This is a genomic window from Microbacterium fluminis, from assembly GCF_051549805.1.
In the GTDB taxonomy this organism is placed as follows: Bacteria; Actinomycetota; Actinomycetes; order Actinomycetales; family Microbacteriaceae; genus Microbacterium.
Map to the genome: position 1 here is coordinate 502,242 of NZ_CP196042.1, position 24,619 is coordinate 526,860.

Sequence of the window (24,619 nt, forward strand, 5' to 3'; positions counted from 1 at the left end):
GTCAGCGCGCCGCCACGGCGAGCGTCTGCCGCGCGATCTCGAGCTCCTCGTCGGTGGGCACGACAAGGACGGTGACGCGCGAGGCATCGGTCGAGATGATCCGGATGCCTCGACCCCGCGTCTCGTTGCGCGCCGGGTCGATCTCGACCCCGGCGAAGCCCAGCGTCGCCATCGCCTCGGCGCGCACGCGGATCGAGTTCTCGCCCACGCCGGCGGTGAACGAGATCACATCGACACCGCCCAGCTGGGCGATGTAGGCGCCCGCGTAGGCGCGCAGGCGGTGCACGTACACGTCGAAGGCGAGCTGCGCGGCCGGGTCGCCGGCATCACGGCGGTCGCCGATGTCGCGCATGTCCGACACGCCGGCGAGCCCGAGCAGCCCGCTGCGCTTGTTGAGGAGGGTGTCGAGGTCGTCGATCGACAGCCCGCCGCGGCGGGCCAACTGCAGCAGTGCCGCCGGATCGAGGTCGCCCGAGCGCGTCCCCATCACGAGGCCCTCGAGCGGCGTGAGACCCATCGACGTCTCGACCGAGCGCCCGCCGTCGATCGCGGTGACCGAGGCGCCGTTGCCGAGGTGGAACACGAGCTGGCGCAGCTCCTCGAGCGGACGGCCGACGAAGGCGGCGGCGGCCCCGCTGACGAACTTGTGGCTGGCGCCGTGGAACCCGTAGCGGCGGATGCGATGGGATGCCGCCAGCTCCGCGTCGATCGCGTAGGTGTAGGCCGCCGGGGGAAGGGTCTGGTGGAAGGCGGTGTCGAAGACGGCCACGTGCGGCACGTCGGGGAACGCCTGCTTCGCCGCGACGATGCCGGCGAGGTTCGCGGGGTTGTGCAGCGGGGCCAGGACCGACAGCTCGTCGATGTTGATCTCGACGAGCGGGGTGATGAGCGTCGGCTCGAAGAAGCGCGCTCCGCCGTGGACGACCCGATGCCCGACGGCGACCGGGGCGTTCTCGGCGAGCGACGGGCCGTGCGCCGCGAACGCGTCGAGCATGACCTGGAACCCCGCGGTGTGGTCGGGGATCGGCTGCTCCTCGGTGTAGGTGGCGTCGAGGAACGTCGGCGACCCTTCGACGAGCTCGGGGACCGCGGCGGGCTCGGGCGCCACGGGGGCGAACACCGTGTGATTCGCGACCCCGAGTCCCTCGCCGATGCGCTCCACGAGGCCCGAGGCGAGCACGCGCTCACCGTCCATCTCGAGCAGCTGGTACTTGAACGACGACGAGCCCGAGTTGACCACGAGCACCGCGCTCATGCGCCCGCCCCCTCACCCTGGGCCTGGATCGCGGTGATCGCGATCGTGTTGACGATGTCGTCGACCAGCGCGCCGCGCGAGAGGTCGTTGATCGGCTTGTTCAGGCCCTGCAGGATAGGGCCGATCGCCACGGCCCCGGCGGAGCGCTGCACCGCCTTGTAGGTGTTGTTGCCCGTGTTGAGGTCGGGGAAGATGAACACCGTCGCCCGGCCCGCGACATCCGACCCCGGCATCTTCGCCGCCGCCACCGCGGTATCGGCGGCCGCGTCGTACTGGATCGGTCCCTCCACGAGCAGCTCCGGCGCACGCTCGCGCACCAGTGCCGTCGCCGCGCGCACCTTCTCGACGTCGGCGCCCGAGCCCGACTCGCCCGTCGAGTACGACAGCATCGCCACCCGCGGCTCGATGCCGAACTGCGCCGCGGTCGCCGCCGAGGACACCGCGATGTCGGCCAGCTGCTCGCTGGTGGGATCGGGGATCACGGCGCAGTCGCCGTAGACGAGCACGCGGTCGGCGAGAGCCATCAGGAACACCGACGACACCACCGAGACGTCCGGGCGCGTCTTGATGATCTCGAACGCCGGGCGGATCGTGTGGGCGGTGGTGTGCGCCGCGCCCGAGACCATGCCGTCGGCCAGGCCCAGGTGCACCATCATCGTGCCGAAGTACGAGGCATCCGTCACCGTGTCGGCGGCCTGCGCGTAGGTGACCCCCTTGTGGGCACGCAGCCGCGCGTACTCCTCGGCGAATCTGGCCACGTGCACCGCGTCGAACGGCGACAGGACCTGCGCGTCGCGCAGGTCGATGCCCAGTTCGATCGCGCGATTGCGCACCTCGATCTCCTCGCCGAGGATCGTCACGTCGGCGATCCCGCGGGCCAGCACCGTCGCGGCGGCGCGGAGGATGCGATCGTCGTCGCCCTCGGGCAGCACGATGCGTCGGCGGTCGGCGCGGGAGCGCTCGATGAGGCCGTATTCGAACATGAGCGGTGTGACGACCGTGGCGCGGGCCAGGCCCAGCGCCTCGCGCAGCTCGTCGGTGTCGACGTGCTGCTCGAACAGCGACAGGGCCGTGTCGTACCGGCGCTGCGAATCGGCCGCCAGCCGTCCGCGCGTGCCCATGATCCGTACGGCCGTCTCGTACGTGCCGAGATCGGTCTGGATGATCGGGATCGTCGAGCCGAGCCCGTCGATCAGCCGGTCGATGTCGCCCGGCAGGGGGAACGGGCCGTTCAGCACGATGCCGCTGATCGAGGGGAACGTGCCCGAGGCGTTGGCCAGCAGCGTCGCCAGCAGCACGTCGGTGCGGTCGGCGGGAATGATCACGACCGCGCCCTCCGTCAGCCGGGGCAGCACGTTGACCATCGACATCGCCGCGACGACCACCCCCAGCGCCTCACGGGTGAGCAGGTCCGGATCGCCCTTGAGCAGCCGTCCGCCGACCGAGCGCAGGATGCCGCGGATCGACGGAGCGACCAGGAACAGGTCCTCCGGCAGTGCGCGCACCGGCACGGTGCGGTGCAGGGACGCCTCGACCGCTCCCGCGATCGCGGCGACCACCTCGTCCAGCCGGTCGGGGTCGGCGCGGTTGGCGACCACGGCGAACAGCTCGGCGCGTCCGTGGGCGAGCTCGGTGAGCGCGATCGCGGCGACCTGCCCCATCTCGGCGGGCGTGCGTGCGGGCGAGGACCCCAGCTGCTCGGGTTGGCCCTGCAGCGCCCGGCCGCCGAGCACCAGGAGCACCGGGGCCCCGAGGTTCGCGGCGATGCGGGCGTTGTAGGCCAGCTCGGCGGGGCTGCCGACGTCGGTGAAGTCGCTGCCGAGGATCACGACCGCCTCGCACTGCGCCTCGACGGCCTTGTAGCGGGCGACCATGACCGCGAGCGCGGCATCCGGATCGGCCCGCACGTCGTCGTAGCTGACGCCGATGCACTCGTCGTACGGCAGGTGCACGCCGTCGTGGGCGAGGAGCATCTCGAGCACGTAGTCCGTCTCGGAGGTCGTCCGGGCGATCGGGCGGAAGACGCCCACCCGCGCCGTGGCGAGGCTCAGGGCGTCGAGCACCCCGAGGGCGATCGTCGACTTGCCGGAGTGCCCTTCGGCGGACGTGATGTAGATGCTCTGCGCCACGCGGCCAGCCTACGGGCGCGGACCTCCGCGCGGGCAGGGAGGACGGGATGCGACGGCCGCTAGGCTCCTGCGCCATGAGCGCATCCTCCCCCGGCATCGACGTGCCCGATCATCGGGGCCGCACCGGCCTCCACCTCACGGGCCGCGACCTCGACCGCAATCCCGACGTCCGGGTGACGGATGTCGAGCTGCTCGCCGCCGGCTGGCACGTGCTGCGCCGCACCACGCTCGAGTACCGGACCCCGGATGGTGGGTGGGAGACCCAGCAGCGCGAGACGTACGACCGCGGCAACGGCGCGACGGTGCTGCTCTACGACCCCGACCGGCGCACCGTGTTGCTCACCCGCCAGTTCCGCTATCCCGTCTACGTCAACGACCACCCCGACGGGATGCTGCTGGAGACGGCCGCGGGCCTGCTCGACGACGACGACCCGGCCACCGCGATCCGCCGCGAGGCACGCGAGGAGACCGGCGTCGACGTGGACGAGCTGGAGCACGTGTGGGACGTCTACATGAGTCCCGGCTCGGTGACCGAGCGCATCCACTTCTTCGCCGCCCCGTACGACGGGTCGGGGCGCACGGCCGACACGGGCGGGCTCGCCGACGAGGGCGAGCACATCGACCTGGTCGAGCTCGACATCGACCAGGCCCTTGTGATGATCCGCGACGGACGCATCCAGGACGCGAAGACGATCATGCTCCTGCAGTGGGCCGTGCTCGACGGCCCGTTCGCCCAGCTCTAGCCTCGTGCGCCGGGCGAAAGAAAGACTCTCCGCGAACCCGGCAGAGCCTGGTTACCCTTGCTACGTTTCCGTCCTGGGGGAATTGGCCTGGATGCCGCCTCGCGGAGAGCTGACCCCAGTCTAACGGGCTCCGCCCGCTGTGCGAATCCTGGTCGCCGGTCCATGCGCCCGCATGCCGGGTTACGATCGAAGCGAACCGGCGACGATGCCCGACGCCTGCGGATCCGGGGAGCCCATGGACGACATCTCGACCACCGACAGCAGCGCAGCCCGCAGCGCCTCGCGCGCCGCCCGTCATCCCTCCGAACCGCTCGAGACGATCACCGCCGAGTCGTTCGAGCGGTACACGACCGACATCCTCCACAGCGTCGGCCGCGTCATCGACGGAAAGCCCGAGGCGGTGCGCTCGGCGCTGATCGCCCTGCTGGCCGAGGGACACCTCCTCATCGAGGACGTCCCCGGAGTCGGCAAGACGATGCTGGCGAGGGCGCTCGCGGCGACGGTGGATGCCTCGGTCCGCCGCATCCAGTTCACGCCCGACCTGCTGCCCGGCGACGTCACCGGCGTCTCGGTCTTCAACCCGGTCGATCGCGAGTTCGAGTTCAAGCGCGGGGCGATCTTCGCCAACATCGTCATCGCCGACGAGATCAACCGCTCCTCCCCCAAGACCCAGTCGGCGCTGCTGGAGGCGATGGAGGAGACCCAGGTCACCGTCGACGGCCTCACCCACCACCTTCCCGACCCGTTCCTCGTGGTCGCGACACAGAACCCTCTCGAGATGGAGGGCACCTACGCGCTGCCCGAAGCGCAGCGCGACCGGTTCATGATGCGCATCTCGATGGGCTACCCCGATGCCCGCTCGGAGGCGCTCATGCTGCGCCAGCGCGACACCGTCAACCCCCTCGAGGCGCTGGCGCCCGTCGTGACGGCGGCGCAGGTCTCGGCGCTGATCGCCTGGGCGCGCGCCGTCCACGTTGCTCCGGCGATCGAGGACTACGCGGTGAGCCTCGCCCAGGCCACCCGCTCGCACCCCGACCTGCGCCTCGGAGCCTCCCCCCGCGCGACGCTGCAGCTCGTGCGCGCGGCGAAGGTGTGGGCGGCCCTGGACGGCCGTGGCTACGTGATCCCCGACGACGTGACCGCCCTGCTCGTGCCGGTCTTCACCCACCGCCTCATCCCGACGCGCGCCACCGGCGGCGTGCGGTCGCGCTCGGTGGCCGAGACGGTCACCGGCATCCTCGAACGCATCGCCGCCACCGTGCGGGTGCCCCTCGCCGCGCGGCAGTGACGCGGCCGTGACCGATCGGTGATCCGCCCATGAGACGCGTGTGGCCGCTGACGGTGCGTGGCACCGGTGCGCTGCTGCTCGCCCTGGCCTGCTTCGTGCTGGCGAGCGAGCTCGGCGTGATCGAGCTGGTCTACTTCGGCGTGCTGCTGCTGGCGGTGCTGGTGGCCGCCCTCGTGTCGCTGTACCTCGCGCACCGCACCGAGAACGTGCACCGCGCCCTGTCGCCCGACACCGTCACCGTCGATCGCGATGCCGAGGTGCGTGTGCGGGTCGGGGTGCGCACCGCCATGCCGAGCGCGCCCGGCGGCTGGCGCGACACCCTGCCGAAGGGGCTCACCGGACGGGCGCAGGGCGTCTTCCCCTCGCTCGGGTCGGGGCTGCGGTCGGGAGATCGCTCGGTCGACCTGCACTACACCGTGACCGGGGTGCGCCGCGGTGTGCACGCGATCGGACCGCTCTCGGTGACGTCGTCCGACCCGTTCGGGCTCACCCGGCGGCAGAACCTCCTCGGCGACCGCACGAAGGTGATCGTGGTGCCCGCCGTCGTCGAGCTCGCCTCGCTCGCCGCCTACGCCGGCGACATGGGCGGCACGCAGCACACCACCACGAACCAGATCGGACAGGGCGCCGACAACCTCATCGCGCGTCCGTACACGCCGGGCGATTCGATGCGGCGCATCCACTGGCGCGCCACCGCTCACGCCGACACCCTGATGGTGCGCCAGGAGGAGCAGGAGTCGACCCCGCAGGCGACCGTGGTGCTCGACCGGGGCGCGCTGCGCTGGGCGTCCGACGCGATGCACGCCCCCGGCGCCGATCCCGGCTTCGAGCGGGCCGTGTCGGCGTGCGTCTCGGTGACCGCGCGACTCGTGCAGGACGGCTACGCCGTCGACGTCATCGACTCCGACGGCACGGCGCTGGCCGAGCCGATCGACGGCGGCGAGTCGGCCGAGGTCGACGACCTCACCCGTCATCTGGCCACGGTCACGACGCGGCGCGACGACCACCTCCCCCGGCTGCCGCACCTGTTCACGGGCGGTCTGACCGGACCGGTCGTGGTGATCACGGGACGCTTCGACGAAGAGGATGCCGTGGCTCTCGCGCCCCTCGTGCACCACAGCGTGCTGCCGGTCCTGCTGGCGGTGTCGCCGATCGAGGATGGACTGACGCGCGCCACGCAGGCCGGATGGCGCGCCGCCGCGATCAGGCTCGACGACGACCTCGGTGCGTCGTGGGCGACGGTCGCCGATCGGGGGGCGAACCGTGTCCTCGGGTGAGGCTCAGACACGGCGTCCGGCCGAGCTCGCGCTGACGCTCGGCGTGTTCGTCGCGGTGGTCGCCGCCCTCCTCCCCCTGCTGCGCGTGGTGTCCTCGGGCGGGTGGGTGCCCGGTGCGATCGCCCTGGCCGCGCTCGTGCTCACCGCGGGCTACCTCGCGCGGTGGTTCCGGCTGCCGGCGCTCGCCGCGAGCATCCTCGAGGCCGCCGTCTGGATCGTGGTGGTGACGCTGGTGTTCCTGCGCGACACCGCTCTGCTGGGCGTCATCCCGACACCCGAGACGCTGCACGCGGCCCCGCAGCTGCTGCGGGGGGCCTTCGATCAGATCCAGCAGGGTGCCGCGCCGCTGGCCGCCACCCCCGAACTGTCGTTCCTCATCGTCGGCGCCCTCGGACTGCTGGCGATCATGATCGACCACGTCGTGATCACCGCGCGCATGCCGCTGTTGGCGGCGGTCGGGCTCATCGCGATCTCGCTGGTGCCGTCGATCGCCGTTCCCGGCGCCCTCAACGTGGTCGCCTTCGTCCTGCTGGCCGGGGCGATCCTGTTCCTGCTGCGGGTCGAGGTCCGCGCACGGGAGGCCCCCAAGGACGCGCGGGTGCGCACGCGTGCCGCGGCGCACGGGGTGACGGCGACGGCCGTCGGCATCGGCGCGATCGCCGTCGTGGTGGCCCTCGTCGCCGCGCCGCTACTGCCCGCGCCCCAGCGGGCCGGCGGCGGCCTCGGGACGGGCGCATCCATCGATCCGTCGCTGCAGCTGGGCGATGACCTGCGCCGCCCGTCCGACACCGAGGTGCTGCGGGTGCGGACGAACTCGGGGACGGCGCCCTATCTGAGGGTGGCGACCCTCTCGAGCTTCGACGGGGTGGTGTGGCAGCCCGACCGTGCACCGACCCTGCCGCTGAGCACCGCTCAGAGCCTGGGCCCCATCGCGGTCGACCCGGGTGTGACCGTGAATCCGTACACCACCGACATCCAGGTCGAGAACCTCGTGACCTCGTGGCTGCCGGTGTCGTTCCCCGCCGTCGAGGTGACCGGTCTCGACGGCGACTGGGCGGCGATGCCCGCCAATCGCACCGTCGTCGGCCGCAGCGGCACCTCGCAGGGGCAGTCCTACCAGGTGCAGACGCAGGTGCCGCGGCCGACCCTCGAGCAGATCCGCGCCCGCAGCGCCGACGGCCGCGGCCCGAACGTGAGCCCGGAGTCGCTCGCCCTGCCCGCCGAGCTGCCGGCGATCATCGCGCAGACCGCGCGGGACGTCACGGCGGGGGCGACGACGGACTACGACCGGCTGCACGAGCTGCAGACGTGGTTCCGCAGCTCGGCGTTCCGCTACTCCCTGAGCGCGCCCGTGCAGGACGGCTTCGACGGATCGGGTGCCGATGCGGTGGCGAGCTTCCTCCAGGTGCGGTCCGGCTACTGCGTGCACTTCGCGTCGGCGTTCGCGCTCATGGCGCGCACGCTCGGCATGCCCGCGCGCATCGTGGTCGGCTACCTCCCCGGATCGAGCACGGGGCAGAACGTCGACGGACAGGCCGTGTACGTGGTGCAGAGCGGTCAGCTGCACGCCTGGCCCGAGGTGTACTTCGACGGCATCGGCTGGGTGCCGTTCGAGCCGACCAACAGCCTCGGCGTGCCGACGAACTTCGTCTCCGACTCCATCACCGGCGGCACGCCCGGCGAGGCCGCGCGGCAGACCACCGCCCCGACCAGCTCGCCCGCACCCACCTCCAGCCTCGATCCGACCGCCAACGACCCGACCGCGAACGACCCGGCCGTCGCGGGCGGCGCGGGCGGCGGCGGTCTCGTGCCCGTGGGGACGGTCCTGCTCGGCATCCTGCTCGCCCTCGCCGTCCCAGCGGTGGTGCGCGCAGTGCTGCGCCGACGGCTCCTCCTCGCCGCGCGGCACGGCGACGCGGCCGCAGCATGGCGGGCCGTGCAGGACGAGGCGATCGACCTCGGCATCCCCGTGCCGGCGAGCGAATCGCCGCGCATGTTCGCGGCTCGGCTCGCCGCCGAGCGCGGCGTCGACGCCGCGGCGATGGGGGCGCTCGTGCGGGCCATCGAACGCGCCAGTTACGCGCCCGGGCACCGCCGGGACCCGGCGCACGGCGACGAGACGGCGGATGCTGCAGCATCCGTCTGCGCGCACCTGCGGGCGTCGACCGGTGCCGCTGCGCGCCTCCTGGCGACCCTCGCCCCGCGCTCTCTCGTGGTGCGGCCGGGCAGCGTCTACGCGGGATCGGTGCCACCGCCGCACGCCCGTTGAGCGTGCACGGACCGCCGCGGACGTCAGGGTAGGATGGTCGACGGCCCTCCGGGGCCTCCGGAGGATTCGCCTAGTGGCCTATGGCGCACGCTTGGAAAGCGTGTTGAGTGAAAGCTCTCGGGGGTTCGAATCCCCCATCCTCCGCACCTGCGATCCCAGTGTTTTCAAGGGATCGCGACTCGATTCAGATCCACTGGCACGCGTACTGGCACAGTTAACGGCGAGATCGGCCCTTCTGAGGCCCGATTTTCCGCGGTTGCGGTCGGCGCGAGACTGAGCCTGTTGCGACATGACGCTTTCATGTCACGCCAGGCGCTAGCGGTTTTCGGACGCGACTTCATATCCGAGATCAGCCCTCGCGCACGCAAGATAGCACGCACGCGCCCCCGTTGCACGCCCGAGCCTCAGGCGCTTCTGGTTTGGGTCGGATTGCTTCGACTCAGCTGCCGTGGTGTCCGTGTTCAACATCAGGGTCGTCGTCGTCGAGGAGCATGCCGACGGAGGTTGCACACGAATCGCCTCGCCATGCTTCGAGACCTTCGCGGACGGCGAACGCGGCGATGACGAGGCCCGCGACGGCATCGGCCCACCACCAGCCGAGGAGCGTGTTGAGGACGAGCCCGATGAGGACGGCCGCGGAGAGGTAGGTGCAGACCAGGGTCTGCTTCGAGTCGGCGACGGCAGTGGCCGATCCGAGCTCGCGCCCTGCGCGGCGTTCGGCGAAGGAGAGAAACGGCATGATCACGACGCTGAGCGCGGTGATCACGATGCCGAGGGTGCTGTGTTCGACCTCGAGCCGCGTCACGAGTGCGAAGAGCGATGTGGCGGTGACGTAGGCGGCGAGGGCGAAGAAGGCGACGGCGATGACCCGGAGGGTGCCCTTTTCCCAGCGTTCCGGTTCACGGCGAGTGAACTGCCAGGCGACGGCAGCGGCCGAGAGGACCTCGATCGTCGAGTCCAGACCGAACGCGATCAGGGCGGTGGAGGAGGCGACGCTGCCTGCGGTGATTGCGACGACAGCCTCGATGAGGTTGTAGCCGATCGTGATGGCGACGATCCAACGGATTCGCCGCTGGAGAACCTCTCTGCGCTTGGATTGCGCGTCGACGTTGACGGTCATGCGCAGGTGCAGTCCTGGCCGGCGCAGCAGTCGGGCTCGACCGAGAGGACTACTTGAAGGAGCTCGTTCAGAGCGGGAGCGAGGTGTGCGTCCGCGAGCCGGTACGAGCTGCGCCTCCCGTCGGGTACCGCTTCAACCAGTCCGCACCCGCGAAGACAGGCGAGTTGATTGGACATCACCTGGCGAGAGACTCCGAGTGCGTCCGCGAGGTCGGACGGATAGGCCGAGGCTTTGCGTAGGGCGAGCATCACGCCCACGCGGGTTGGGTCCGCCAGTGCGTAACCGAATCGTGCGAGCGCCGCCGTGTGGGTGACTGTAGCAATTGAGGCGACCATGGCACAGATGGTACAGGAAACCCTGAATAAAGGAAACGCTGAATAATACTCTTCCACTCGGCGGGCGCGAAGGGCGCGCGCCTCAGGTAAGTCATGGGGTGGCGTCCGTCTCCTGCCGCGCGGCCGTCCACACAGCCCGTGCAGCATCGATGTTGAGAATGGCGATTCCGATCCCGACGACGATGTCCAGCCAGCCGGTTGCAAACCAGATGGTGAGAATGCCAACCGTGATGATCGCGATGTTGGCGAGCGCATCGTTGCGGGCCGACAGCCACGCGGCCTTCGTGAGGCTGCCGCTGTGATGGCGGTGGCGAACGAGCAGCGCGGCCGCCGCGAGGTTGACGAGCAATGCTCCGAACGCGGTCACCGCCAGCGGAATCGGAGCGGGCGGGTAGGGATCGAGGATCTTGCTGATCGCGGTCCAGATGGTGGCGATCGCGGGGATCAGGATGACGAACGCAAGGACTGATCCGACCGCGCGTCGACGCCGCGCGGTCCACGGCAGCGCCGCGAAGATGAGCAGGTTGATGAGGGCGTCTTCGAGGAAGTCCACGCTGTCGGCGAAGAGCGACACCGATCCGATCGTGATCGCGACGGAGAATTCCACGAAGAAGTACGCGAGGTTGAAGAGTGCGACCAGCAGCACTACGCGTCGAAGACTCAGCATCGTCACAGCGTGCCAGCAACTCGACCCCGGCGTGCGTTGTGCACCACGCCATCGCTCGCTTGGCACGAGATCGACGCGAAACTACTTGTGGTTCCAGACCTTAAGCGAGGAGAGCAGCAAAAGCAGGACGAGAAGCGGGATAAGGACCGCGTTGGGAACGACGCCGAGGAGCGAGCCGCCGACGAGCGTGCCGACGATAGAGCCGGCGGTCATCGCGATGAGGAAGCTCTTGGTCTCACCGAGCACCTTGAAGCTGTTGTCGCGGCTGTAGCGAGTGAACGCGACGAGCATCGTTGGAAGCGACACCAGCAACGAGAGGCTGCCCGCGACCTTGATATCAGCGCCGTAGAGAAGCACCATCGTCGGGATCAGGAGTTCCCCGCCTGCAACACCCATGAGGGCGGCGACGATCCCGATCAGCACTCCGGCGATCACTCCGAGAATGATGCGCGGCGGGTCGGGCAGGTTGAGCGGCTGGACGGCGAAGAAGTGTGTCGCGATCAGGAGGATGGCGATGAACACGAGCAAGATCGCGATGACGCGGTAGAGCGTCTTGGAGGCGAGTTTGGTCGCCCAGTGCGCACCAATCCACGCCCCGATGAGGCTCCCGGCGAGCAGGTTGACCACGATGTACAGGTACGGCGAGAGCTCGGCGAGTGGCACGCTGATGAGGCGCGCGGGGAGCGCAGTGATCACCACGATAAGGCTCATCGCCTTGTTCATGATGATCGCTGGCAGCGCGGCGAACCCGAAGATCCCGATCAACAGCGGAAGCCGGAACTCGGCGCCGCCGAGCCCAATCATGCCGCCCAGCACGCCGATGCCCGCGCCGGCAAGGAAGACGACGATCAGGGACCGACGCCACCCCGGCTGAACAACGGGTCCGCCTAAGTCGGCTCCCCGCGAGGGCGCGCTCATCTGGCAAGTATCCTCGAGATCTGGTCGTGCCCGCGACGGCGTCCCGGATCGACGCCTCCGATATCGAGAGAGTAGCGGTCACTCTCGGCTCCGTTCCCTCCGTGCGCTCTTTGCAGACTCCAGTCTTCGCTGCGCTCAGACCTGCGCTTAGCAACCGCTCTCGTAGGGCACTGCGCCGCTCTCGACCGCTTGCTAGCTGAATATCGGAAGGCGCCTACGTGTGATGCAGCAGGTTTACAAATGACGCCTTGCGCGGCGACGAACCATTGATCGCTGGGCACTCGCCGAGGGAGATCACCGAGAAATGGCCTCGGATGCGCTGGCGAGCACGTCCGAGTCGACATCGAGCTGGTTCGGGGCGAGTAGCTCACCGACGAGATCAGCGGCGCCGCGTTGCAGCGTCCGTACAGCGTGTGAGTACGTGTTCAGAGTCGTCTGGATGTCAGCATGCCCGAGACGCTCCGACACGATCTTCGGGTGCACCCCTGCGCGAAGCAGCAGCGTCGCATGCGTGTGACGCAGCTCGTGAAGATGAAGGCGATCGAGATCCGGATGCGCCTCGGAAGCCTTGTTGACGCGATCCCGCCATTGCCGCGAGAACTGGGTCGGGTTATGCGGGCGTCCGAACCTGTTGCAGAAGATGAGCTGCTCGCCGCGCGCGAGTTCGGGAGCGACGGCACGCAGGAGATCTCGCTTCGTCATGAGGGCGTGCGCGAGTCGTGCGTCGATGTCGACGTTCCGCACGCGGCCGCTCTTGGTCGCTCGAAAGTCGATGACCGGCTTCTTGCCCATCTCCTTCACGTAGGACATCGCCCGCGCGATCGTGATGACGTTGTTCTGCAGGTCCACGTCCTTCCACCGGAGCCCGAGGATCTCGCCGCGCCGCATGCCGGTGCCGAGCAGCGTGAGCCATGCGAGCCAGAGGTAGTCGCCGCTCGACTGCGACCACTCCAGGAAGAGACGGGCATCCTCGGCCGACCAGGTGATCATTTCGGGCGGGGCCGCCTCGATCTTCGTGGGAGGCGACGCCCGCTTGGCGGCGTTGAATCGGATGAGGCCGTCCTCGAGAGCATGCTGCAGGATCTGCGAGACCAGCACATGCACATGACGGATCGTCGCTGGACCGAGCGGCTCGCCGACGTGCCCACGGTCCTTGCGCCCGTCGCGCTCGAGCTGACGATAGAAGCGGTTCAGCTGGTCCTTCGAAATCTCACTCAATCGGGTACGCCCCAGCGACGACGATTCGACATGCACACGGAAGTGCTTCCGGTAGCCAGCCAACGTGCTCGGCCGGACACGCAGCCCGTCAAAGTACAGCGTCGAGTAGGCGTTCAGGGTGTCGCGGGTTTCATCAACATGCGAGCCTCGGCGGATGTCGACCTGCACGTTCGCGAGCGCCTCGCGGGCCTGCCGCTCGTCCGAAAACCCGCGCCGGAAGCGTCTGACGTACTCGCCGTCCGGACGCACAACCCAGTAGGCGATCCGATAGCGAATCTCGCCTGAAGGCGTGGCATAGGGCGAGACGGTTCCATCATGGTTCACGCGACGTGCCATCGTGACCTCCCTTAGATCGAGGGACCGCGAGAAGTGGTCGGGCCCACAACAGGCGCTGCGTAGTCCGGCTCGGGCGCTCGAGGAAAAGACGCGAGCCCGTCCATGCGCGCCCGATTCATGAGGCGGGTCGCCGTGCTTTGACTTACGCCGAGGTTGTCGGAGACCGCCTTTAACGGCGGGAGGCTGATCGCGGCCGCAAGCCTGTAGGTGGTGGCCGCATGAAGGACCGCCTCGCCAGTTGTCCGGTCGGGCCATTCACGCATCCGCAGCAGATATTGGACGCCCGACTCGGGATCGCCCGCCTCGTCAGAGACAACGGTGGCAAGTTTCAGTCCCGTCGCCTGCACCACCGCCTGCACACGGACCTCCCGAAGGGTGAGGCTGGTCACCTCGTCCTCTCCGCCCGCACTCTCCACGAGGACCGCCGAGGCCGCGCATCGTCCCAGCTGCGCGTTGAAGCCCACGGCGATGCGCACCGTTCCCGGGACCCCCGGCTCGTCGTGGACGACGGCCGTCCAGGAGCGCGGGATGCTCACACCGTTGCCGACGGTGACACGCTCATCGCTGACCTCGGCGGTTTCGAGCTGCACCATACGAGCTAGTATCTCAGGCTGCAAAACGATGAACAAGGCACGACATGACGCATTCACGACACAACTGGCTCAGTTCAGTGCTACCGTGTGGTCAATCGCTGACATAGGTGGCTCAAGGAGGGGTCGTCATGATGAACAGGTCGCAGAACTCACTCGCTCTGACCTACAAGGACGCAGCAATTCTCGTCGGTGTCGAATACCGCACGATCAAGGCCGGGGTCGACCGTGGGACGATTCCCACCGTCCAGCTCGGACCTCGGCGAATGATTCCAAGGGCCGCATTGCTCAAGTTGTTCGGCGTCGACTCCTGAACGAGCGTTCGGTCCGCGACGATGGTCGACGCTCGGTTACCCGCCGAATGGTTGGGCAGCCTGAAGTATGACGCACTGAGCGACCGGGCGTTCAGAGTTCTGGCTGGCGCGCTCATGTGGTGCAATGCGCAGGGAACCGACGGTGTGATCCCTGCGCGATACATCCGATACCTGCATCCTGATGGCGATGACCTCGGGGCGTTCAAAGAACTGGAAGCCGCCAAGATCTGGACACACAACGAGGACGGGTACGTTCTGGAGGGATGGACGGGTGAACTCCACCAGTCCTCCGCTTCCGACGTCGAACGCTACAGAGAGGGCGCCAGGCGCCGGCAGAAGGCATACCGGGACCGTCTCAGGGACGAGAGCGGGAATCCCGCCGGCTCCGCCGCGAGAATGCCGCGGGCCATCCGTGACGTGACGCATAACGTTCCGCGTGAGGTGACGCCGAACGTAGGCTCAGGCTCCTTAGGCGGTTCCGCAGAAGAGAGTGCCTACGTGACGCGTCACGTCGACAGCCCGTTCTGCTCCCGGCATCCCCACGGCACGGCGCAGCCCTGCGGAGGATGTGCGCGGGCTCGAGTCGCTTTCGAGAATCGTTCGACTCCGCGACCGCGGGGGTGGAACTGTGACATCGACGGGCACAAGTTCGTCACCGACGGGTCCTGCGCCGTGTGCCTGCTCCGGCCGCGCAGCAACTCTGTCGCGTGAAACGCGACTCGGCGAGCGATCGAGAAGCTCTAGCTACGTGCTGACGAGCAAGCTGGCGATGCCATCGAGCGCTCCTGGCACCAGCCCGTAGTAGACCCAAGTCCCGCGCTTGCTTCTTGACAGGAAGCCGGCCTCGGTCAGCACCTTGAGATGGTGGGAGACCGTCGGCTGGGACAACCCGACAGGATCGATCAGATCGCAGACGCACGCCTCCCGATCCGCCGACGACGCGACGATCGAAAGAAGGCGCAGGCGAGCGGGATCCGCCAATGCCTTGAGAGTGGTAGCGAGCTGCTCGGCATCAGGCTGCGTCAGCGGCTCTCTCACGAGCGGCGCGCAGCAGACCGCACCTGAGCTGACGTCGGTGAGATCCAGCATCGTGACCATACATCCACAATAGTCGATATTGACAGCTATCGATAGATCCGGGGATAATAGACATCGACACTCATCGATATCCTGTGGAGGCTGCTGTGACCCTGCTCGACCTGACTCCCCGCGTCGCCGAGTCCACTCGCCTGTCGACGCTGCCCGTGGCGATCATCGGGGCCGGCCCGATCGGCTTGGCCGCGGCCGCGAATCTCCTCGAGCGCGGGATCGACTTCGTCGTCTACGAGGCGGGCAACTCGCCCGCTTCGAGTGTGCGTGCGTGGGGACACACTCGCTTCTTCTCCCCTTGGAAGCACCTGGTCGACCCCGCATCGCGTCGGCTCCTCGAAGCACGCGGGTGGGAGCTTCGAGAGCCCGAGCGGGCGCCGACGGGCACCGAACTCGTCGAAGAATATCTGAAGCCGCTATCCGAGGTCGAGGAGATCGCCTCCCGCATTCGCACCGGCGTCGAGGTCATCGGCGTAACGCGGGAGGGGATGGACCGCACCCGCACGAACAACCGCGCGGCCACGCCGTTCGCACTGCGCATCCGGACCGCCGAGGGTCAGGTCGAGGATGTGTCCGCGCGTGCGGTGATCGACGCTTCAGGGACCTACCTCTCGCCCAATTCGCTCTCCTCGAGCGGCCTCGAGCTGCTCGGGATGGGTGACATCGGCGACCGTGTGACCGCGGCGCTGCCGGATGTGCTCGGTCGCGATCGCGCCCTTTTCGCTGGGCGCCGGGTCACCGTGGTCGGAGCGGGACACTCCGCCGCGAACACACTGTTGTCGCTCGTGAAGCTCGCCCGTGACGAGCCGGGAACGAGTGTGACATGGCTGATCCGCAACAGCCAAGCGGTGCGTGTATCGTCGTCGCCTGATGACGAGCTGATCGGGCGCGCCAACCTCGGCAGTCGCGTCGACCGTGCGGTCGCGCGCGACGAGATCACGCTGCTGGACCGGTTCGAGATCATCCGCGCCAACCGCGCCACCGACGGCGTCGAGCTCGTCGGCCATCGCAACGGCGAGCTGGTCACCCATGCGACCGACGTCGTGGTGAACGCGACCGGGTTCCGCCCGAACCTCGACATGCTGCGCGAGATCCGCCTCGACCTGGACGAGGTCGTGGAGGCGCCCCGACGGCTCGCTCCGCTGATCGATCCGAACGTGCACTCGTGCGGCACCGTCGAGCCCCACGGCTTCCGCGAACTCACGCACCCGGAGTCCGGGTTCTTCATCGTCGGCATGAAGTCCTACGGCCGTGCACCGACCTTCCTGCTCGCGACCGGGTACGAGCAGGTGCGCTCGGTGACCGCATGGCTCGCCGGCGACATGGCGTCCGCGTCGAACGTCGAGCTCGTGCTCCCGACAACCGGGGTGTGCGCGACGGACTCGTCCGGCGGGGGTGGATGCTGCTCGTGATTCGGGTGCGCGCGATGAGGGTCGAGGATTGGCCGTCGGTGGAGCGGATCTACGCGCAGGGTATCGAGGAGGGTGAGGCGACGTTCGAGGTCGCCACCCCCACCTGGGACGTCTTCGACGCGGGCAAGATCCCCGCGCTGAGATTCGTCGCCGTCCGTGACGGGGGCGAGATCATCGGATGGGTCGCCGCGTCCGCCGTGTCGTCGCGGCCGGTGTACCGAGGGGTCGTCGAGCACTCCGTCTACGTCGACCGCGACGCTCGCGGCGAGGGGGTCGGTCGGCTGCTTCTGGAGGAGTTCATCGCTGCGGCGGAGGCGGCGGGGGTCTGGACGATCCAGTCGAGCATCTTCCCCGAGAACGCCGCGAGCGGACGGCTGCACGAGTCGCTCGGCTTCCGCGTCGTGGGCCGTCGTGAACGGATCGCCCGATCCGGGGTCGGCCCGCATACCGGTCAATGGCGCGACACGGTCCTGATCGAGCGCCGCAGCTCATCGGTCGGATCGGACGCAGATGGATGACGCGATCATCCGTCGCCATTTGAGCGTCGGACGACTGACGATCCTCGAAGTCCTTCACGACGAGCCCGGCATCGACGAGGATCAGCTTCTCGCGGAGTGGATCCGGCGGCGGCCGCCCGCGTCGCAGGCGCATGCCCGACGGCTGCCACGAACGATCGCTCAACTGTTGTGGCAGCTGCGAAACCTCGAATGGGTCGACGACACCGAGGGAGAGCTGACCATCACCGCGCTCGGCGAGTACGTGCGTGAATTCGCGCGCCTTCACTCCCCCTCGCCTTTCGCATCTAGGACGTCGACCGTTGGCGGGCACTCGGCGTAGCAACTCCGCGACCTTGCGACGTCTCGGCTGTCGCCGCCGGCGTCAGGCGAGAGTATCCACTCATAGATGTTCATCTATGGGTATCTGGATGTCGCCACCCGTTCACCGTTTCGTCATATAGATGTCCTTCTATCGTTCTGCCCGAGATTGCAGAAGCGTCCCCCTCGTCCCTGGGGGAACGTCCCTCATGGAAGGACCAACAGTGTCAATACGATCGCGCGCCGTCACCCTACCCGCCGCGCTGGTGGTGGGGTTGCTGTCTGTTGCAGCGCTCACCGCTTGCGGTAGCGACAACAACACAGGAGGGTCGCCCACGGACACCGCATCAAGCGGCTCCGCCTCGCAAGTCGAGTGCGGAGGCAAGACCTCGCTCAAGGCCAGCGGCTCGACAGCTCAGGCGAACGCTATGACGCGATTCATCGCCGCGTACGAGGCCGCGTGTCCTGATGCCAGCCTCGACTACACGTCGAACGGCTCCGGTGCGGGCGTGTCGGAGTTCATCGGCGGCCAGACCGACTTCGGCGGGTCGGACTCGCCGCTGAACGCCGACAAGGGTGAGCCGGCGGCAGCCGAGAAGACCTGCGGCAGCCCCGCCTGGAACCTTCCGGTCGTCTTCGGTCCGCTCGCCGTCACCTTCAACGTCAAGGGCGTCGATCAGCTAGTTCTCGACGGTCCCACGCTGGGCAAGATCTTCAGCGGCGGGATCAAGAAGTGGGATGACGCTGCGCTCGTCGCACTGAACAAGGACGTCAAGCTCCCGAGCGAGCCGATCAACGTGATCTACCGCAGCGACGAGTCCGGAACCACCGACAACTTCCAGAAGTACCTCGCATCCGCTTCTGACGGGTCGTGGACGAAGGGCGCCGGAAAGGCATTCGCCGGCGGCATCGGCGAGGGAGCGAAGGGGAACGAAGGAACGTCAGCGGCGATCAAGACCACCGAGGGATCCATCACGTACAACGAGTGGTCCTTCGCGACATCGCAGAACCTGAACCAGGCCGAGATCGTCACCTCGGCCGGTCCGGATCCGGTGAAGATATCGACCGAGACCGTGGGCAAGACGATCGCCGGGGCCAAGATCTCGGGCACCGGCAACGATCTCGTGCTCGATACCAGCTCGTTCTACAAGCCCACCGAAACGGGCGCGTACCCGATCGTGTTGGCGACGTACGAGATCGTGTGCTCGAAGTACAAGGACGCGGACACGGGTAAGGCAGTCCGCGCGTTCCTCCAGTCGACCATCACCGGCGGACAGCAGGGGCTCGCGGACAACGGCTACATTCCGATTCCGGCCGAGTTCCTGCCGAAGCTCAGCGACGCCGTCAACGCGATTCAGTAACTGAACCATGGATGACATGCGACCTCAGGTCGCAGCACCCGGGGACTTGCAGCACGCTGCAGGTCCCCGGGCCGCCTCCTCGACCACGCGTCCGGGGAGCTTGACAGATAAGCAGCCCGGCCGGGCGGGAGATGCGATCTTCCGTGCGCTGGCAACCGCGGCCAGTGGAACGATCGTCGCCGCCATCATCTTGATCACACTCTTCCTGGTGATCAAAGCGACCCCGTCGCTCGCGGCGAACAAGGCCAACTTCTTCACCAGCACGGAGTTCTCGACGAGCGACCCGGCAAACCTGCGTTTCGGCGTCCGCGACTTGTTCACCGTGACTGTGCTGAGTTCGGCGGTCGCGCTGTTGATTGCCGTGCCCATCTCGATCGGTATCGCACTCTTCCTCACCCAATACGCGCCGCGCCGGATTTCCCGATTCTTCGGGACTCTCGTCGATCTGCTCGCCGCAGTTCCCTCGATCGTCTTCGGACTCTGGGGGATCTTCATTCTCGCGCCGGCGATCGAGCCCGTGGCGCTCTTCCTCAATCAAGCCCTGGGCTGGTTTCCGCTTTTTGCGACGGGGAACGTGGCCATCAACGGTGGCGGCACTATCTTCACCGCGGCGATCGTGTTGGCGGTCATGATCCTCCCGATCGTCACGGCCATCTGCCGGGAGGTGTACCGCCAGACTCCGGTGCCGCAGATCGAGGCGGCGTACGCGCTCGGGGCCACGAAATGGGAGGTCACCCGCACGACCGTCCTGCCGTTCGGGCGGAGTGGCACTATCGCGGCGGCGATGCTCGGACTCGGACGCGCGCTCGGGGAGACGATTGCGGTGCTCATCATTCTCCGCACGTCGCCCATCCCCTCGACGTGGAGCATCTTCGACGGCGGATATACCTTCGCCAGCAAGATCGCGTCCGCCGCAGCGGAGTTCAGCTCGCCCCTCCCCACGGGCGCGTACATCGCGGCCGGATTCGTCCTATTCGTCCTGACCTTCATCGTCAACGCCATCGCGAGGTTGGTCGCGAGTCGAAGGAGCGCACAATGAGCACGCAGAGGGCGTTCGGTCGTACCGACGTTTTCCAGCCGATATCCGCCTCGCGACGAGCACGAGACGTCATCGCGCGCGTGCTGATGTTCGCAGCGTTCGGCCTCGCTCTGATCCCTCTCGTGTGGGTGCTCGTCGTCGTTGTCGCCAAGGGATTCTCGGCGATCGTGAGTCCGACGTGGTGGACGCACTCGCTTCGCGGTGTCTTGCCAGAGCAGTTCACCGGAGGGGTGTACCACGCGATCTACGGCACGCTCGTCCAGGCGTTCATCGCCGCAGTCATCGCGGTGCCACTGGGAATCTTCGTCGCCATCTACCTCGTCGAATACGGGCGCGGGGCGTTCGCCCGTGCCACCACCTTCATGGTGGACGTGCTGTCCGGCATCCCCTCGATCGTCGCAGCGCTCTTCGTATTCGCCCTGTGGATCACCACATTCGGACTTCCCCAGAGCGCGTTCGCGGTGTCTATCGCCCTTGGCCTCCTGATGCTGCCGGTCGTGATTCGCTCGACCGAGGAAATGCTTCGCCTCGTGCCAAACGAGATTCGAGAAGCGTCCTATGCACTCGGGATCTCGAAGTGGATCACCATCGTCCGCGTCGTCCTGCCTGCTGCTGTCTCCGGAATCATCAGTGGCGTGCTTCTCGCGGTCGCGCGAGTGATGGGCGAAACGGCACCCGTTCTGGTGCTGGTCGGCTACAGCCGGGCCCTGAACTACAACATCTTCGACGGCAACATGGCATCCCTGCCGCTGCTCATCTACAGCGAGCTAGGAAATCCGCTGCCGGCCGGACAGTTCCGCGCGTGGGGCGCGGCGCTGACGCTCATCATCATCATCGCCCTGCTGAATCTGCTCGCAACGCTCGTCGCTCGAGCCCTTACCCGAAATCAGAATCGGTCATGAAGCAACTGGACATCAACGAACTCAATGTCTTCTATGGGGACTTCCACGCGGTGCAGGACGTGTCATTGACGATCCCGGCTCGTACGGTCACCGCCCTCATCGGCCCCAGCGGGTGCGGAAAGTCGACCGTGCTGCGCACGATCAACCGGATGCACGAACTCATCCCGGGCGCGCGCGTCACGGGAGAGATCTGCCTCGAGAAGGAGAACATCTACGCAGCGGGCGTGAGCGCAGTGTCTGTGCGCCGAACCATCGGGATGGTCTTCCAGCGCCCCAACCCGTTTCCGACCATGTCGATCCGCGACAACGTCGTGGCGGGACTCCGATTGCAGGGCGCGAATAACAAGGGTCACTTGGACGACGTCGTCGAACGGTCCCTGCGGGGCGCGAATCTCTGGAACGAGGTCAAGGATCGGTTGAAGCGTCCCGGCAACAGCCTGTCAGGCGGGCAGCAGCAGCGACTCTGCATCGCACGGTCCATCGCTGTCGAACCAGACGTACTGCTCATGGATGAGCCTTGTTCTGCGTTGGATCCGATCTCGACACTCGCGATCGAGGACCTTATCGCCGAGTTGAAGGCGAAGTTCACGATCGTCATCGTGACGCACAACATGCAGCAGGCTGGCCGGGTCAGTGATCAGACGGCCTTCTTCAACCTGGCCGGGGTCGGACAGCCTGGTCGGCTGGTCGAGGTGGGCAATACCGAAACCATCTTCTCCAACCCCACCCAGAAAGCCACCGAGGACTACATTTCCGGCCGATTCGGATGAGCGAGCCCACGCCCCGCAGCGGGCTGGTCCAAGGCGAGTACGCGTATGCGCACGACGTGGCGCGGCTCACACCACCGACCCCCCGGTGGCCGGCCCGAATCCTCGCTGTAGGTTCCACCCGCCAACTCTCACTCGACGACAAATCGGGCCTACTCCATAACGGCATCGAGCTCTGCGTATACGCCGATGGGTTGAGCGCGCTCCTCGGTTTCGGGGAGGAGCAGCCGAGCGCCGTACTTGCACCGACATACATCGAGGGAGTCGACCTCGTCGACTTCGTCAACGCCATCGCAACCTGGTCTGAGGTTCCGGTGATCATCGGAGTGGGCGCCGAGGAGAATGCGAACGAGCAGGCGTACCACGCCCTCGAGCATGGAGCACGGTCACTGATCGCGCTTCCCTTCACGGGAGCCGGAATCGCTGCAACGCTGCGATCCCTCGGCTCCGCGTCCGCGCGCACCGACGAGTCTGCGGTGACACTCTCCATCGGACCACTCTCACTGGACCCCTTGGGATTCCGGGTGACCGTCGGAGATCAGCCTGTCGCCTTGACTCCTCGAGAATTCCACACTCTCCAATACCTGATGAGTCAAGCCCACCGAGTCGTCAGCGTGGAGGAGCTCGCGGTCAAACACAGCGTGTACGGCGACGCAAGCGTCGAGGGAACGAGGGTCATCGTCCTCCGCATCCGCCGCAAGCTGGACGCCGCGCAGAAGGGCGCTGCCGCGATGCTGGAAACCCTACGCGGGATCGGTTACCGCATCACTCCGATGTAGCGTCTCCAAACGAATCCAGCCCGATGCTCTGCAGCAGACCCTCCACCCGTGAGTGGATGTCGTCTCGGATGAGCCGCGCTTCAGCCGTTGGCTTGCCGATCGGGTCATCTACTGCCCAATCGAAGTAGCGCTTACCCGGGTATACCGGGCACGCATCCCCGCATCCCATGGTGACGATGACGTCTGATCCCTGGACGACCTCTTCGGTGAGAGGCTTGGGGAATTCCTCGCCCAAGGGCACCCCGACCTCATCGAGAAGTTCGATCACGCTAGCGTCCACAGCTTGGACGGGCTGGGAGCCGGCCGTCCGGACGTGGACGCGGTCACCCGCGAGCTGACGCAGGATCGCGGCGGCGATCTGGGAGCGACCCGCGTTCTGCACGCAGACGAACAACACCTCGGGCGTTCCGCTGAGCGTGAACCCATGGGCCGTCGCCAGCGCAGACAGACGATCGGTCGCGAACCTGCTTGTGAGCGAAGGAAGGTGGCGGGTTACCTTGGCCCGTTCTCGAAGAAGTTCATAGCTGTCGGTGACGTATTTCTGCACGGTTTCGCGTGAGAAATTCGTCGAGAATCGGTACGAGAGTCGATCGACGATCTTCTGGATCACCGGTGGTAGGGCTGCCGGGCCGAGTCCACCCGACGCCAAGACGACGTTTGCATGCAGTGTCGGCGCCAATACCCGACCGAATCGCATCCAGGTGTCCGCAGTAGGTCGGTAGATCGGGTCTGTGGCCGAAGGCTCGCAGGTGAGGAGCCCGGCGTCCATGAGTACCGGAAGGTGCGCCCACAGTTCATCGAGCGGCTGGCCCGCGGCGCTCGCCAGCAACTCCGCCGTGTAGGACCCCGCGGGATCGGTGACCAGAATGCTCATCAGCCGCAGTCGCCGCGGGTCAGCGAGCGCAGCGACCTGTGCAGCGCGCTCCTTTGCGCTTGCGAGGTCCAGCGGCTTCGGCGCGGAGTCCGAAGCCATCAGTTCTTACCCCAAGAGGTCGATGATCGAGGCACGCCTGTCCGCCGCGATCTGGTACCAGACTTTTCGGCCGTCCTGGCGGCGATCGAGGAGCCCATCGTCATGCATGATCCGGAGATGGTGCGACACCGTCGGCTGGCGTAACCCGAGCCCGTCCGTGAGGGTTTGCACAGTCGCGCCCTGCGGGCTTGCGGCCAACATGCTGAGGACTTGGATGCGAGTTGGATCCGCGACTGCGCGAAGGGTACGAGCAAGATCTTCGGCCGAGGCGCGGTCAAGGGGCACGCTCGAGAGCTCGATGCCGTCATCGGAGACCTCGAAGCCCATACGCCGGATTGTATTTCACGAATCTGGACGACTTTCGGTGGGCAGGCGGCCTGCTACGCCCGTGCGGGCACGCCGAGTTCGTCGAGCAGGTGAAGGACACGCTCTTCGATGTCGTCTCGAATGGGACGCACCCCGTCGATCGTCCACCCTGCGGGGTCGGCGAGCGTCCACTCTTCGTAGCGCTTGCCGGGGAAGACGGGACACGCGTCGCCGCATCCCATCGTGATGACCGCGTCTGCCGCGCGCACCACTTCATCCGTCCAGGGCTTGGGGAACTCGGTCGAGATGTCGATCCCCTTCTCGGCCATCGCCGCGACCGCCACCGGGCTCACCTCGTCCCCGGGCTCGGACCCACCGGACCAACCGATTGCGAGGTCACCCGCGTAGTGCTGGAAGAACCCGAGCGCCATCTGCGACCGGCCCGCGTTGTGCACGCAGAGGAAGAGGACTGTCGGCTTTCCGTCGATGTGAAGTTTGTCGACTCGCGCGAGTGCGCCGAGGCGCTCTCGCGCGAATCTCTCCGTGAGCACGGGCAGGAAATTGGGCACTTTCGCGCGCGCAGCGAGTTCGGTATAGGACGAGTGGAGGAATCGATCGATCGTTTCTCGACCGAAGGTGCCATCGAATTCGCGAGTGAGTCGGTCGGCGGCGGAAGCCAACGGCCCTTCTTGATCGATTGTGACCTGGGCGGGTTCT

At 67.4% G+C, this 24,619-nt stretch carries 25 protein-coding genes, 1 tRNA gene and 1 other RNA gene; 14 read left to right on the forward strand and 13 right to left on the reverse strand.

All coding sequences use genetic code 11. The features are described from left to right. Position 1: 1 nt before the first annotated feature. On the reverse strand, positions 2 to 1,255 hold the full coding sequence (locus ACSJDX_RS02270; RefSeq protein ID WP_438353972.1) for an acetate/propionate family kinase: 1,254 nt from the start codon (positions 1,253 to 1,255) through the stop codon (positions 2 to 4). Beyond that, complete coding sequence (pta, locus tag ACSJDX_RS02275; RefSeq protein WP_438353973.1) at positions 1,252 to 3,384, reverse strand: phosphate acetyltransferase; 2,133 nt, start codon at positions 3,382 to 3,384, stop codon at positions 1,252 to 1,254. The genes ACSJDX_RS02270 and pta overlap by 4 nt, the downstream gene beginning before the upstream one ends. 74 nt (positions 3,385 to 3,458) lie before the next feature. Between pta and ACSJDX_RS02280 the strand changes: the two genes are divergently transcribed. Beyond that, positions 3,459 to 4,127 carry an NUDIX domain-containing protein gene (locus ACSJDX_RS02280; protein ID WP_438353974.1) on the forward strand — a complete coding sequence of 223 codons (669 nt, stop codon included), beginning with the start codon at positions 3,459 to 3,461 and terminating at the stop codon, positions 4,125 to 4,127. Positions 4,128 to 4,144: 17 nt separating this feature from the next. Here the strand turns inward: ACSJDX_RS02280 and ffs are convergent. Then, positions 4,145 to 4,241: signal recognition particle sRNA small type (gene ffs / locus ACSJDX_RS02285), an RNA gene on the reverse strand. A 121-nt stretch (positions 4,242 to 4,362) separates the two neighbouring features. Between ffs and ACSJDX_RS02290 the strand changes: the two genes are divergently transcribed. The 4 genes from ACSJDX_RS02290 (at position 4,363) to ACSJDX_RS02305 (ending at position 9,105) form a co-directional block, all read left to right on the forward strand. After that, the gene (locus tag ACSJDX_RS02290; protein WP_438353975.1) at positions 4,363 to 5,415 is read left to right on the forward strand and encodes an AAA family ATPase; all 1,053 of its coding nucleotides are present in this window, start codon (positions 4,363 to 4,365) and stop codon (positions 5,413 to 5,415) included. 29 nt (positions 5,416 to 5,444) lie between these two features. Then, positions 5,445 to 6,692 (forward strand): DUF58 domain-containing protein, encoded by a 1,248-nt coding sequence (locus ACSJDX_RS02295; RefSeq protein ID WP_438353976.1) that lies wholly within the window; start codon positions 5,445 to 5,447, stop codon positions 6,690 to 6,692. Next, a complete protein-coding gene (locus tag ACSJDX_RS02300) occupies positions 6,679 to 8,961 on the forward strand; it encodes a transglutaminase TgpA family protein (protein ID WP_438353977.1) in 2,283 nt (760 codons plus the stop codon). Before ACSJDX_RS02295 ends, ACSJDX_RS02300 begins: the two co-directional genes overlap by 14 nt. A 59-nt stretch (positions 8,962 to 9,020) precedes the next feature. After that, positions 9,021 to 9,105, forward strand: a tRNA-Ser gene (locus tag ACSJDX_RS02305). Positions 9,106 to 9,400: 295 nt separating this feature from the next. Here the strand turns inward: ACSJDX_RS02305 and ACSJDX_RS02310 are convergent. The 6 genes from ACSJDX_RS02310 to ACSJDX_RS02335 all read right to left on the reverse strand — a co-directional run bounded on the left by ACSJDX_RS02310 (position 9,401) and on the right by ACSJDX_RS02335 (position 14,148). After that, complete coding sequence (locus tag ACSJDX_RS02310; protein WP_438353978.1) at positions 9,401 to 10,081, reverse strand: cation diffusion facilitator family transporter; 681 nt, start codon at positions 10,079 to 10,081, stop codon at positions 9,401 to 9,403. After that, positions 10,078 to 10,416, reverse strand: coding sequence for an ArsR/SmtB family transcription factor (locus ACSJDX_RS02315; RefSeq protein ID WP_438353979.1), 339 nt, complete (start codon positions 10,414 to 10,416; stop codon positions 10,078 to 10,080). The genes ACSJDX_RS02310 and ACSJDX_RS02315 overlap by 4 nt, the downstream gene beginning before the upstream one ends. 91 nt (positions 10,417 to 10,507) lie before the next feature. Next, complete coding sequence (locus ACSJDX_RS02320) at positions 10,508 to 11,062, reverse strand: cation transporter (protein WP_438353980.1); 555 nt, start codon at positions 11,060 to 11,062, stop codon at positions 10,508 to 10,510. A gap of 102 nt (positions 11,063 to 11,164) precedes the next feature. Then, positions 11,165 to 12,001: a sulfite exporter TauE/SafE family protein gene (locus ACSJDX_RS02325; protein WP_438353981.1), complete on the reverse strand. Its 837-nt coding sequence runs from the start codon at positions 11,999 to 12,001 to the stop codon at positions 11,165 to 11,167. 294 nt (positions 12,002 to 12,295) lie between these two features. Then, complete coding sequence (locus ACSJDX_RS02330) at positions 12,296 to 13,555, reverse strand: tyrosine-type recombinase/integrase (protein ID WP_438353982.1); 1,260 nt, start codon at positions 13,553 to 13,555, stop codon at positions 12,296 to 12,298. An 11-nt stretch (positions 13,556 to 13,566) separates the two neighbouring features. Further along, positions 13,567 to 14,148, reverse strand: coding sequence for a hypothetical protein (locus tag ACSJDX_RS02335; protein ID WP_438353983.1), 582 nt, complete (start codon positions 14,146 to 14,148; stop codon positions 13,567 to 13,569). 131 nt (positions 14,149 to 14,279) lie between these two features. On the opposite strand from ACSJDX_RS02335, the gene ACSJDX_RS02340 reads away from it, so the two are divergent. After that, positions 14,280 to 14,459, forward strand: a complete 180-nt coding sequence (locus ACSJDX_RS02340) for an excisionase family DNA-binding protein (protein WP_438354915.1) — start codon at positions 14,280 to 14,282, stop codon at positions 14,457 to 14,459. A 744-nt stretch (positions 14,460 to 15,203) separates the two neighbouring features. Here ACSJDX_RS02340 and ACSJDX_RS02345 read toward each other — a convergent pair. After that, the gene (locus tag ACSJDX_RS02345) at positions 15,204 to 15,557 is read right to left on the reverse strand and encodes a metalloregulator ArsR/SmtB family transcription factor (protein WP_438353984.1); all 354 of its coding nucleotides are present in this window, start codon (positions 15,555 to 15,557) and stop codon (positions 15,204 to 15,206) included. Between the two features lie 86 nt (positions 15,558 to 15,643). Between ACSJDX_RS02345 and ACSJDX_RS02350 the strand changes: the two genes are divergently transcribed. The 8 genes from ACSJDX_RS02350 to ACSJDX_RS02385 all read left to right on the forward strand — a co-directional run bounded on the left by ACSJDX_RS02350 (position 15,644) and on the right by ACSJDX_RS02385 (position 22,623). Beyond that, positions 15,644 to 16,960 carry an FAD-dependent oxidoreductase gene (locus ACSJDX_RS02350; RefSeq protein ID WP_438353985.1) on the forward strand — a complete coding sequence of 439 codons (1,317 nt, stop codon included), beginning with the start codon at positions 15,644 to 15,646 and terminating at the stop codon, positions 16,958 to 16,960. 14 nt (positions 16,961 to 16,974) lie between these two features. Continuing rightward, on the forward strand, positions 16,975 to 17,478 hold the full coding sequence (locus ACSJDX_RS02355) for an N-acetyltransferase family protein (RefSeq protein WP_438353986.1): 504 nt from the start codon (positions 16,975 to 16,977) through the stop codon (positions 17,476 to 17,478). Beyond that, entirely contained in the window at positions 17,471 to 17,797 is a 327-nt protein-coding gene (locus ACSJDX_RS02360) for a hypothetical protein (protein ID WP_438353987.1), read from the forward strand. The genes ACSJDX_RS02355 and ACSJDX_RS02360 overlap by 8 nt, the downstream gene beginning before the upstream one ends. Positions 17,798 to 18,203: 406 nt before the next feature. Beyond that, on the forward strand, positions 18,204 to 19,136 hold the full coding sequence (pstS, locus tag ACSJDX_RS02365) for a phosphate ABC transporter substrate-binding protein PstS (protein WP_438353988.1): 933 nt from the start codon (positions 18,204 to 18,206) through the stop codon (positions 19,134 to 19,136). A 100-nt stretch (positions 19,137 to 19,236) separates the two neighbouring features. Then, on the forward strand, positions 19,237 to 20,175 hold the full coding sequence (gene pstC, locus ACSJDX_RS02370; protein WP_438353989.1) for a phosphate ABC transporter permease subunit PstC: 939 nt from the start codon (positions 19,237 to 19,239) through the stop codon (positions 20,173 to 20,175). Next, positions 20,172 to 21,077, forward strand: coding sequence for a phosphate ABC transporter permease PstA (gene pstA / locus ACSJDX_RS02375; RefSeq protein ID WP_438353990.1), 906 nt, complete (start codon positions 20,172 to 20,174; stop codon positions 21,075 to 21,077). Before pstC ends, pstA begins: the two co-directional genes overlap by 4 nt. Further along, positions 21,074 to 21,847, forward strand: coding sequence for a phosphate ABC transporter ATP-binding protein PstB (gene pstB, locus ACSJDX_RS02380; RefSeq protein ID WP_438353991.1), 774 nt, complete (start codon positions 21,074 to 21,076; stop codon positions 21,845 to 21,847). Before pstA ends, pstB begins: the two co-directional genes overlap by 4 nt. Next, on the forward strand, positions 21,844 to 22,623 hold the full coding sequence (locus ACSJDX_RS02385; RefSeq protein WP_438353992.1) for a winged helix-turn-helix transcriptional regulator: 780 nt from the start codon (positions 21,844 to 21,846) through the stop codon (positions 22,621 to 22,623). Before pstB ends, ACSJDX_RS02385 begins: the two co-directional genes overlap by 4 nt. On the opposite strand, the gene ACSJDX_RS02390 is transcribed toward ACSJDX_RS02385, so the two are convergent. From ACSJDX_RS02390 to ACSJDX_RS02400, 3 genes are read right to left on the reverse strand one after another with little or no spacing between them, the layout of a single operon-like run. Next, the gene (locus ACSJDX_RS02390) at positions 22,610 to 23,596 is read right to left on the reverse strand and encodes a three-helix bundle dimerization domain-containing protein (protein ID WP_438353993.1); all 987 of its coding nucleotides are present in this window, start codon (positions 23,594 to 23,596) and stop codon (positions 22,610 to 22,612) included. The genes ACSJDX_RS02385 and ACSJDX_RS02390 overlap by 14 nt on opposite strands. A gap of 6 nt (positions 23,597 to 23,602) precedes the next feature. After that, positions 23,603 to 23,923 carry an ArsR/SmtB family transcription factor gene (locus tag ACSJDX_RS02395; RefSeq protein WP_438353994.1) on the reverse strand — a complete coding sequence of 107 codons (321 nt, stop codon included), beginning with the start codon at positions 23,921 to 23,923 and terminating at the stop codon, positions 23,603 to 23,605. A 53-nt stretch (positions 23,924 to 23,976) separates the two neighbouring features. Continuing rightward, complete coding sequence (locus tag ACSJDX_RS02400; RefSeq protein WP_438353995.1) at positions 23,977 to 24,582, reverse strand: arsenate reductase ArsC; 606 nt, start codon at positions 24,580 to 24,582, stop codon at positions 23,977 to 23,979. Positions 24,583 to 24,619 lie beyond the last annotated feature (37 nt).

What these genes read in the sequence shown, in the direction of transcription:
- ACSJDX_RS02270 (WP_438353972.1), bottom strand. Translation starts at nt 1,255, where the DNA reads ATGAGCGCGGTGCTCGTGGTCAACTCGGGCTCGTCGTCGTTCAAGTAC.
- ACSJDX_RS02280 (WP_438353974.1), top strand. Translation starts at nt 3,459, where the DNA reads ATGAGCGCATCCTCCCCCGGCATCGACGTGCCCGATCATCGGGGCCGC.
- ACSJDX_RS02290 (WP_438353975.1), top strand. Translation starts at nt 4,363, where the DNA reads ATGGACGACATCTCGACCACCGACAGCAGCGCAGCCCGCAGCGCCTCG.
- ACSJDX_RS02295 (WP_438353976.1), top strand. Translation starts at nt 5,445, where the DNA reads ATGAGACGCGTGTGGCCGCTGACGGTGCGTGGCACCGGTGCGCTGCTG.
- ACSJDX_RS02310 (WP_438353978.1), bottom strand. Translation starts at nt 10,081, where the DNA reads ATGACCGTCAACGTCGACGCGCAATCCAAGCGCAGAGAGGTTCTCCAG.
- ACSJDX_RS02315 (WP_438353979.1), bottom strand. Translation starts at nt 10,416, where the DNA reads ATGGTCGCCTCAATTGCTACAGTCACCCACACGGCGGCGCTCGCACGA.
- ACSJDX_RS02325 (WP_438353981.1), bottom strand. Translation starts at nt 12,001, where the DNA reads ATGAGCGCGCCCTCGCGGGGAGCCGACTTAGGCGGACCCGTTGTTCAG.
- ACSJDX_RS02330 (WP_438353982.1), bottom strand. Translation starts at nt 13,555, where the DNA reads ATGGCACGTCGCGTGAACCATGATGGAACCGTCTCGCCCTATGCCACG.
- ACSJDX_RS02335 (WP_438353983.1), bottom strand. Translation starts at nt 14,148, where the DNA reads ATGGTGCAGCTCGAAACCGCCGAGGTCAGCGATGAGCGTGTCACCGTC.
- ACSJDX_RS02340 (WP_438354915.1), top strand. Translation starts at nt 14,280, where the DNA reads ATGAACAGGTCGCAGAACTCACTCGCTCTGACCTACAAGGACGCAGCA.
- ACSJDX_RS02345 (WP_438353984.1), bottom strand. Translation starts at nt 15,557, where the DNA reads ATGGTCACGATGCTGGATCTCACCGACGTCAGCTCAGGTGCGGTCTGC.
- ACSJDX_RS02355 (WP_438353986.1), top strand. Translation starts at nt 16,975, where the DNA reads ATGAGGGTCGAGGATTGGCCGTCGGTGGAGCGGATCTACGCGCAGGGT.
- ACSJDX_RS02360 (WP_438353987.1), top strand. Translation starts at nt 17,471, where the DNA reads ATGGATGACGCGATCATCCGTCGCCATTTGAGCGTCGGACGACTGACG.
- pstS (WP_438353988.1), top strand. Translation starts at nt 18,204, where the DNA reads ATGACGCGATTCATCGCCGCGTACGAGGCCGCGTGTCCTGATGCCAGC.
- pstA (WP_438353990.1), top strand. Translation starts at nt 20,172, where the DNA reads ATGAGCACGCAGAGGGCGTTCGGTCGTACCGACGTTTTCCAGCCGATA.
- pstB (WP_438353991.1), top strand. Translation starts at nt 21,074, where the DNA reads ATGAAGCAACTGGACATCAACGAACTCAATGTCTTCTATGGGGACTTC.
- ACSJDX_RS02385 (WP_438353992.1), top strand. Translation starts at nt 21,844, where the DNA reads ATGAGCGAGCCCACGCCCCGCAGCGGGCTGGTCCAAGGCGAGTACGCG.
- ACSJDX_RS02390 (WP_438353993.1), bottom strand. Translation starts at nt 23,596, where the DNA reads ATGGCTTCGGACTCCGCGCCGAAGCCGCTGGACCTCGCAAGCGCAAAG.
- ACSJDX_RS02395 (WP_438353994.1), bottom strand. Translation starts at nt 23,923, where the DNA reads ATGGGCTTCGAGGTCTCCGATGACGGCATCGAGCTCTCGAGCGTGCCC.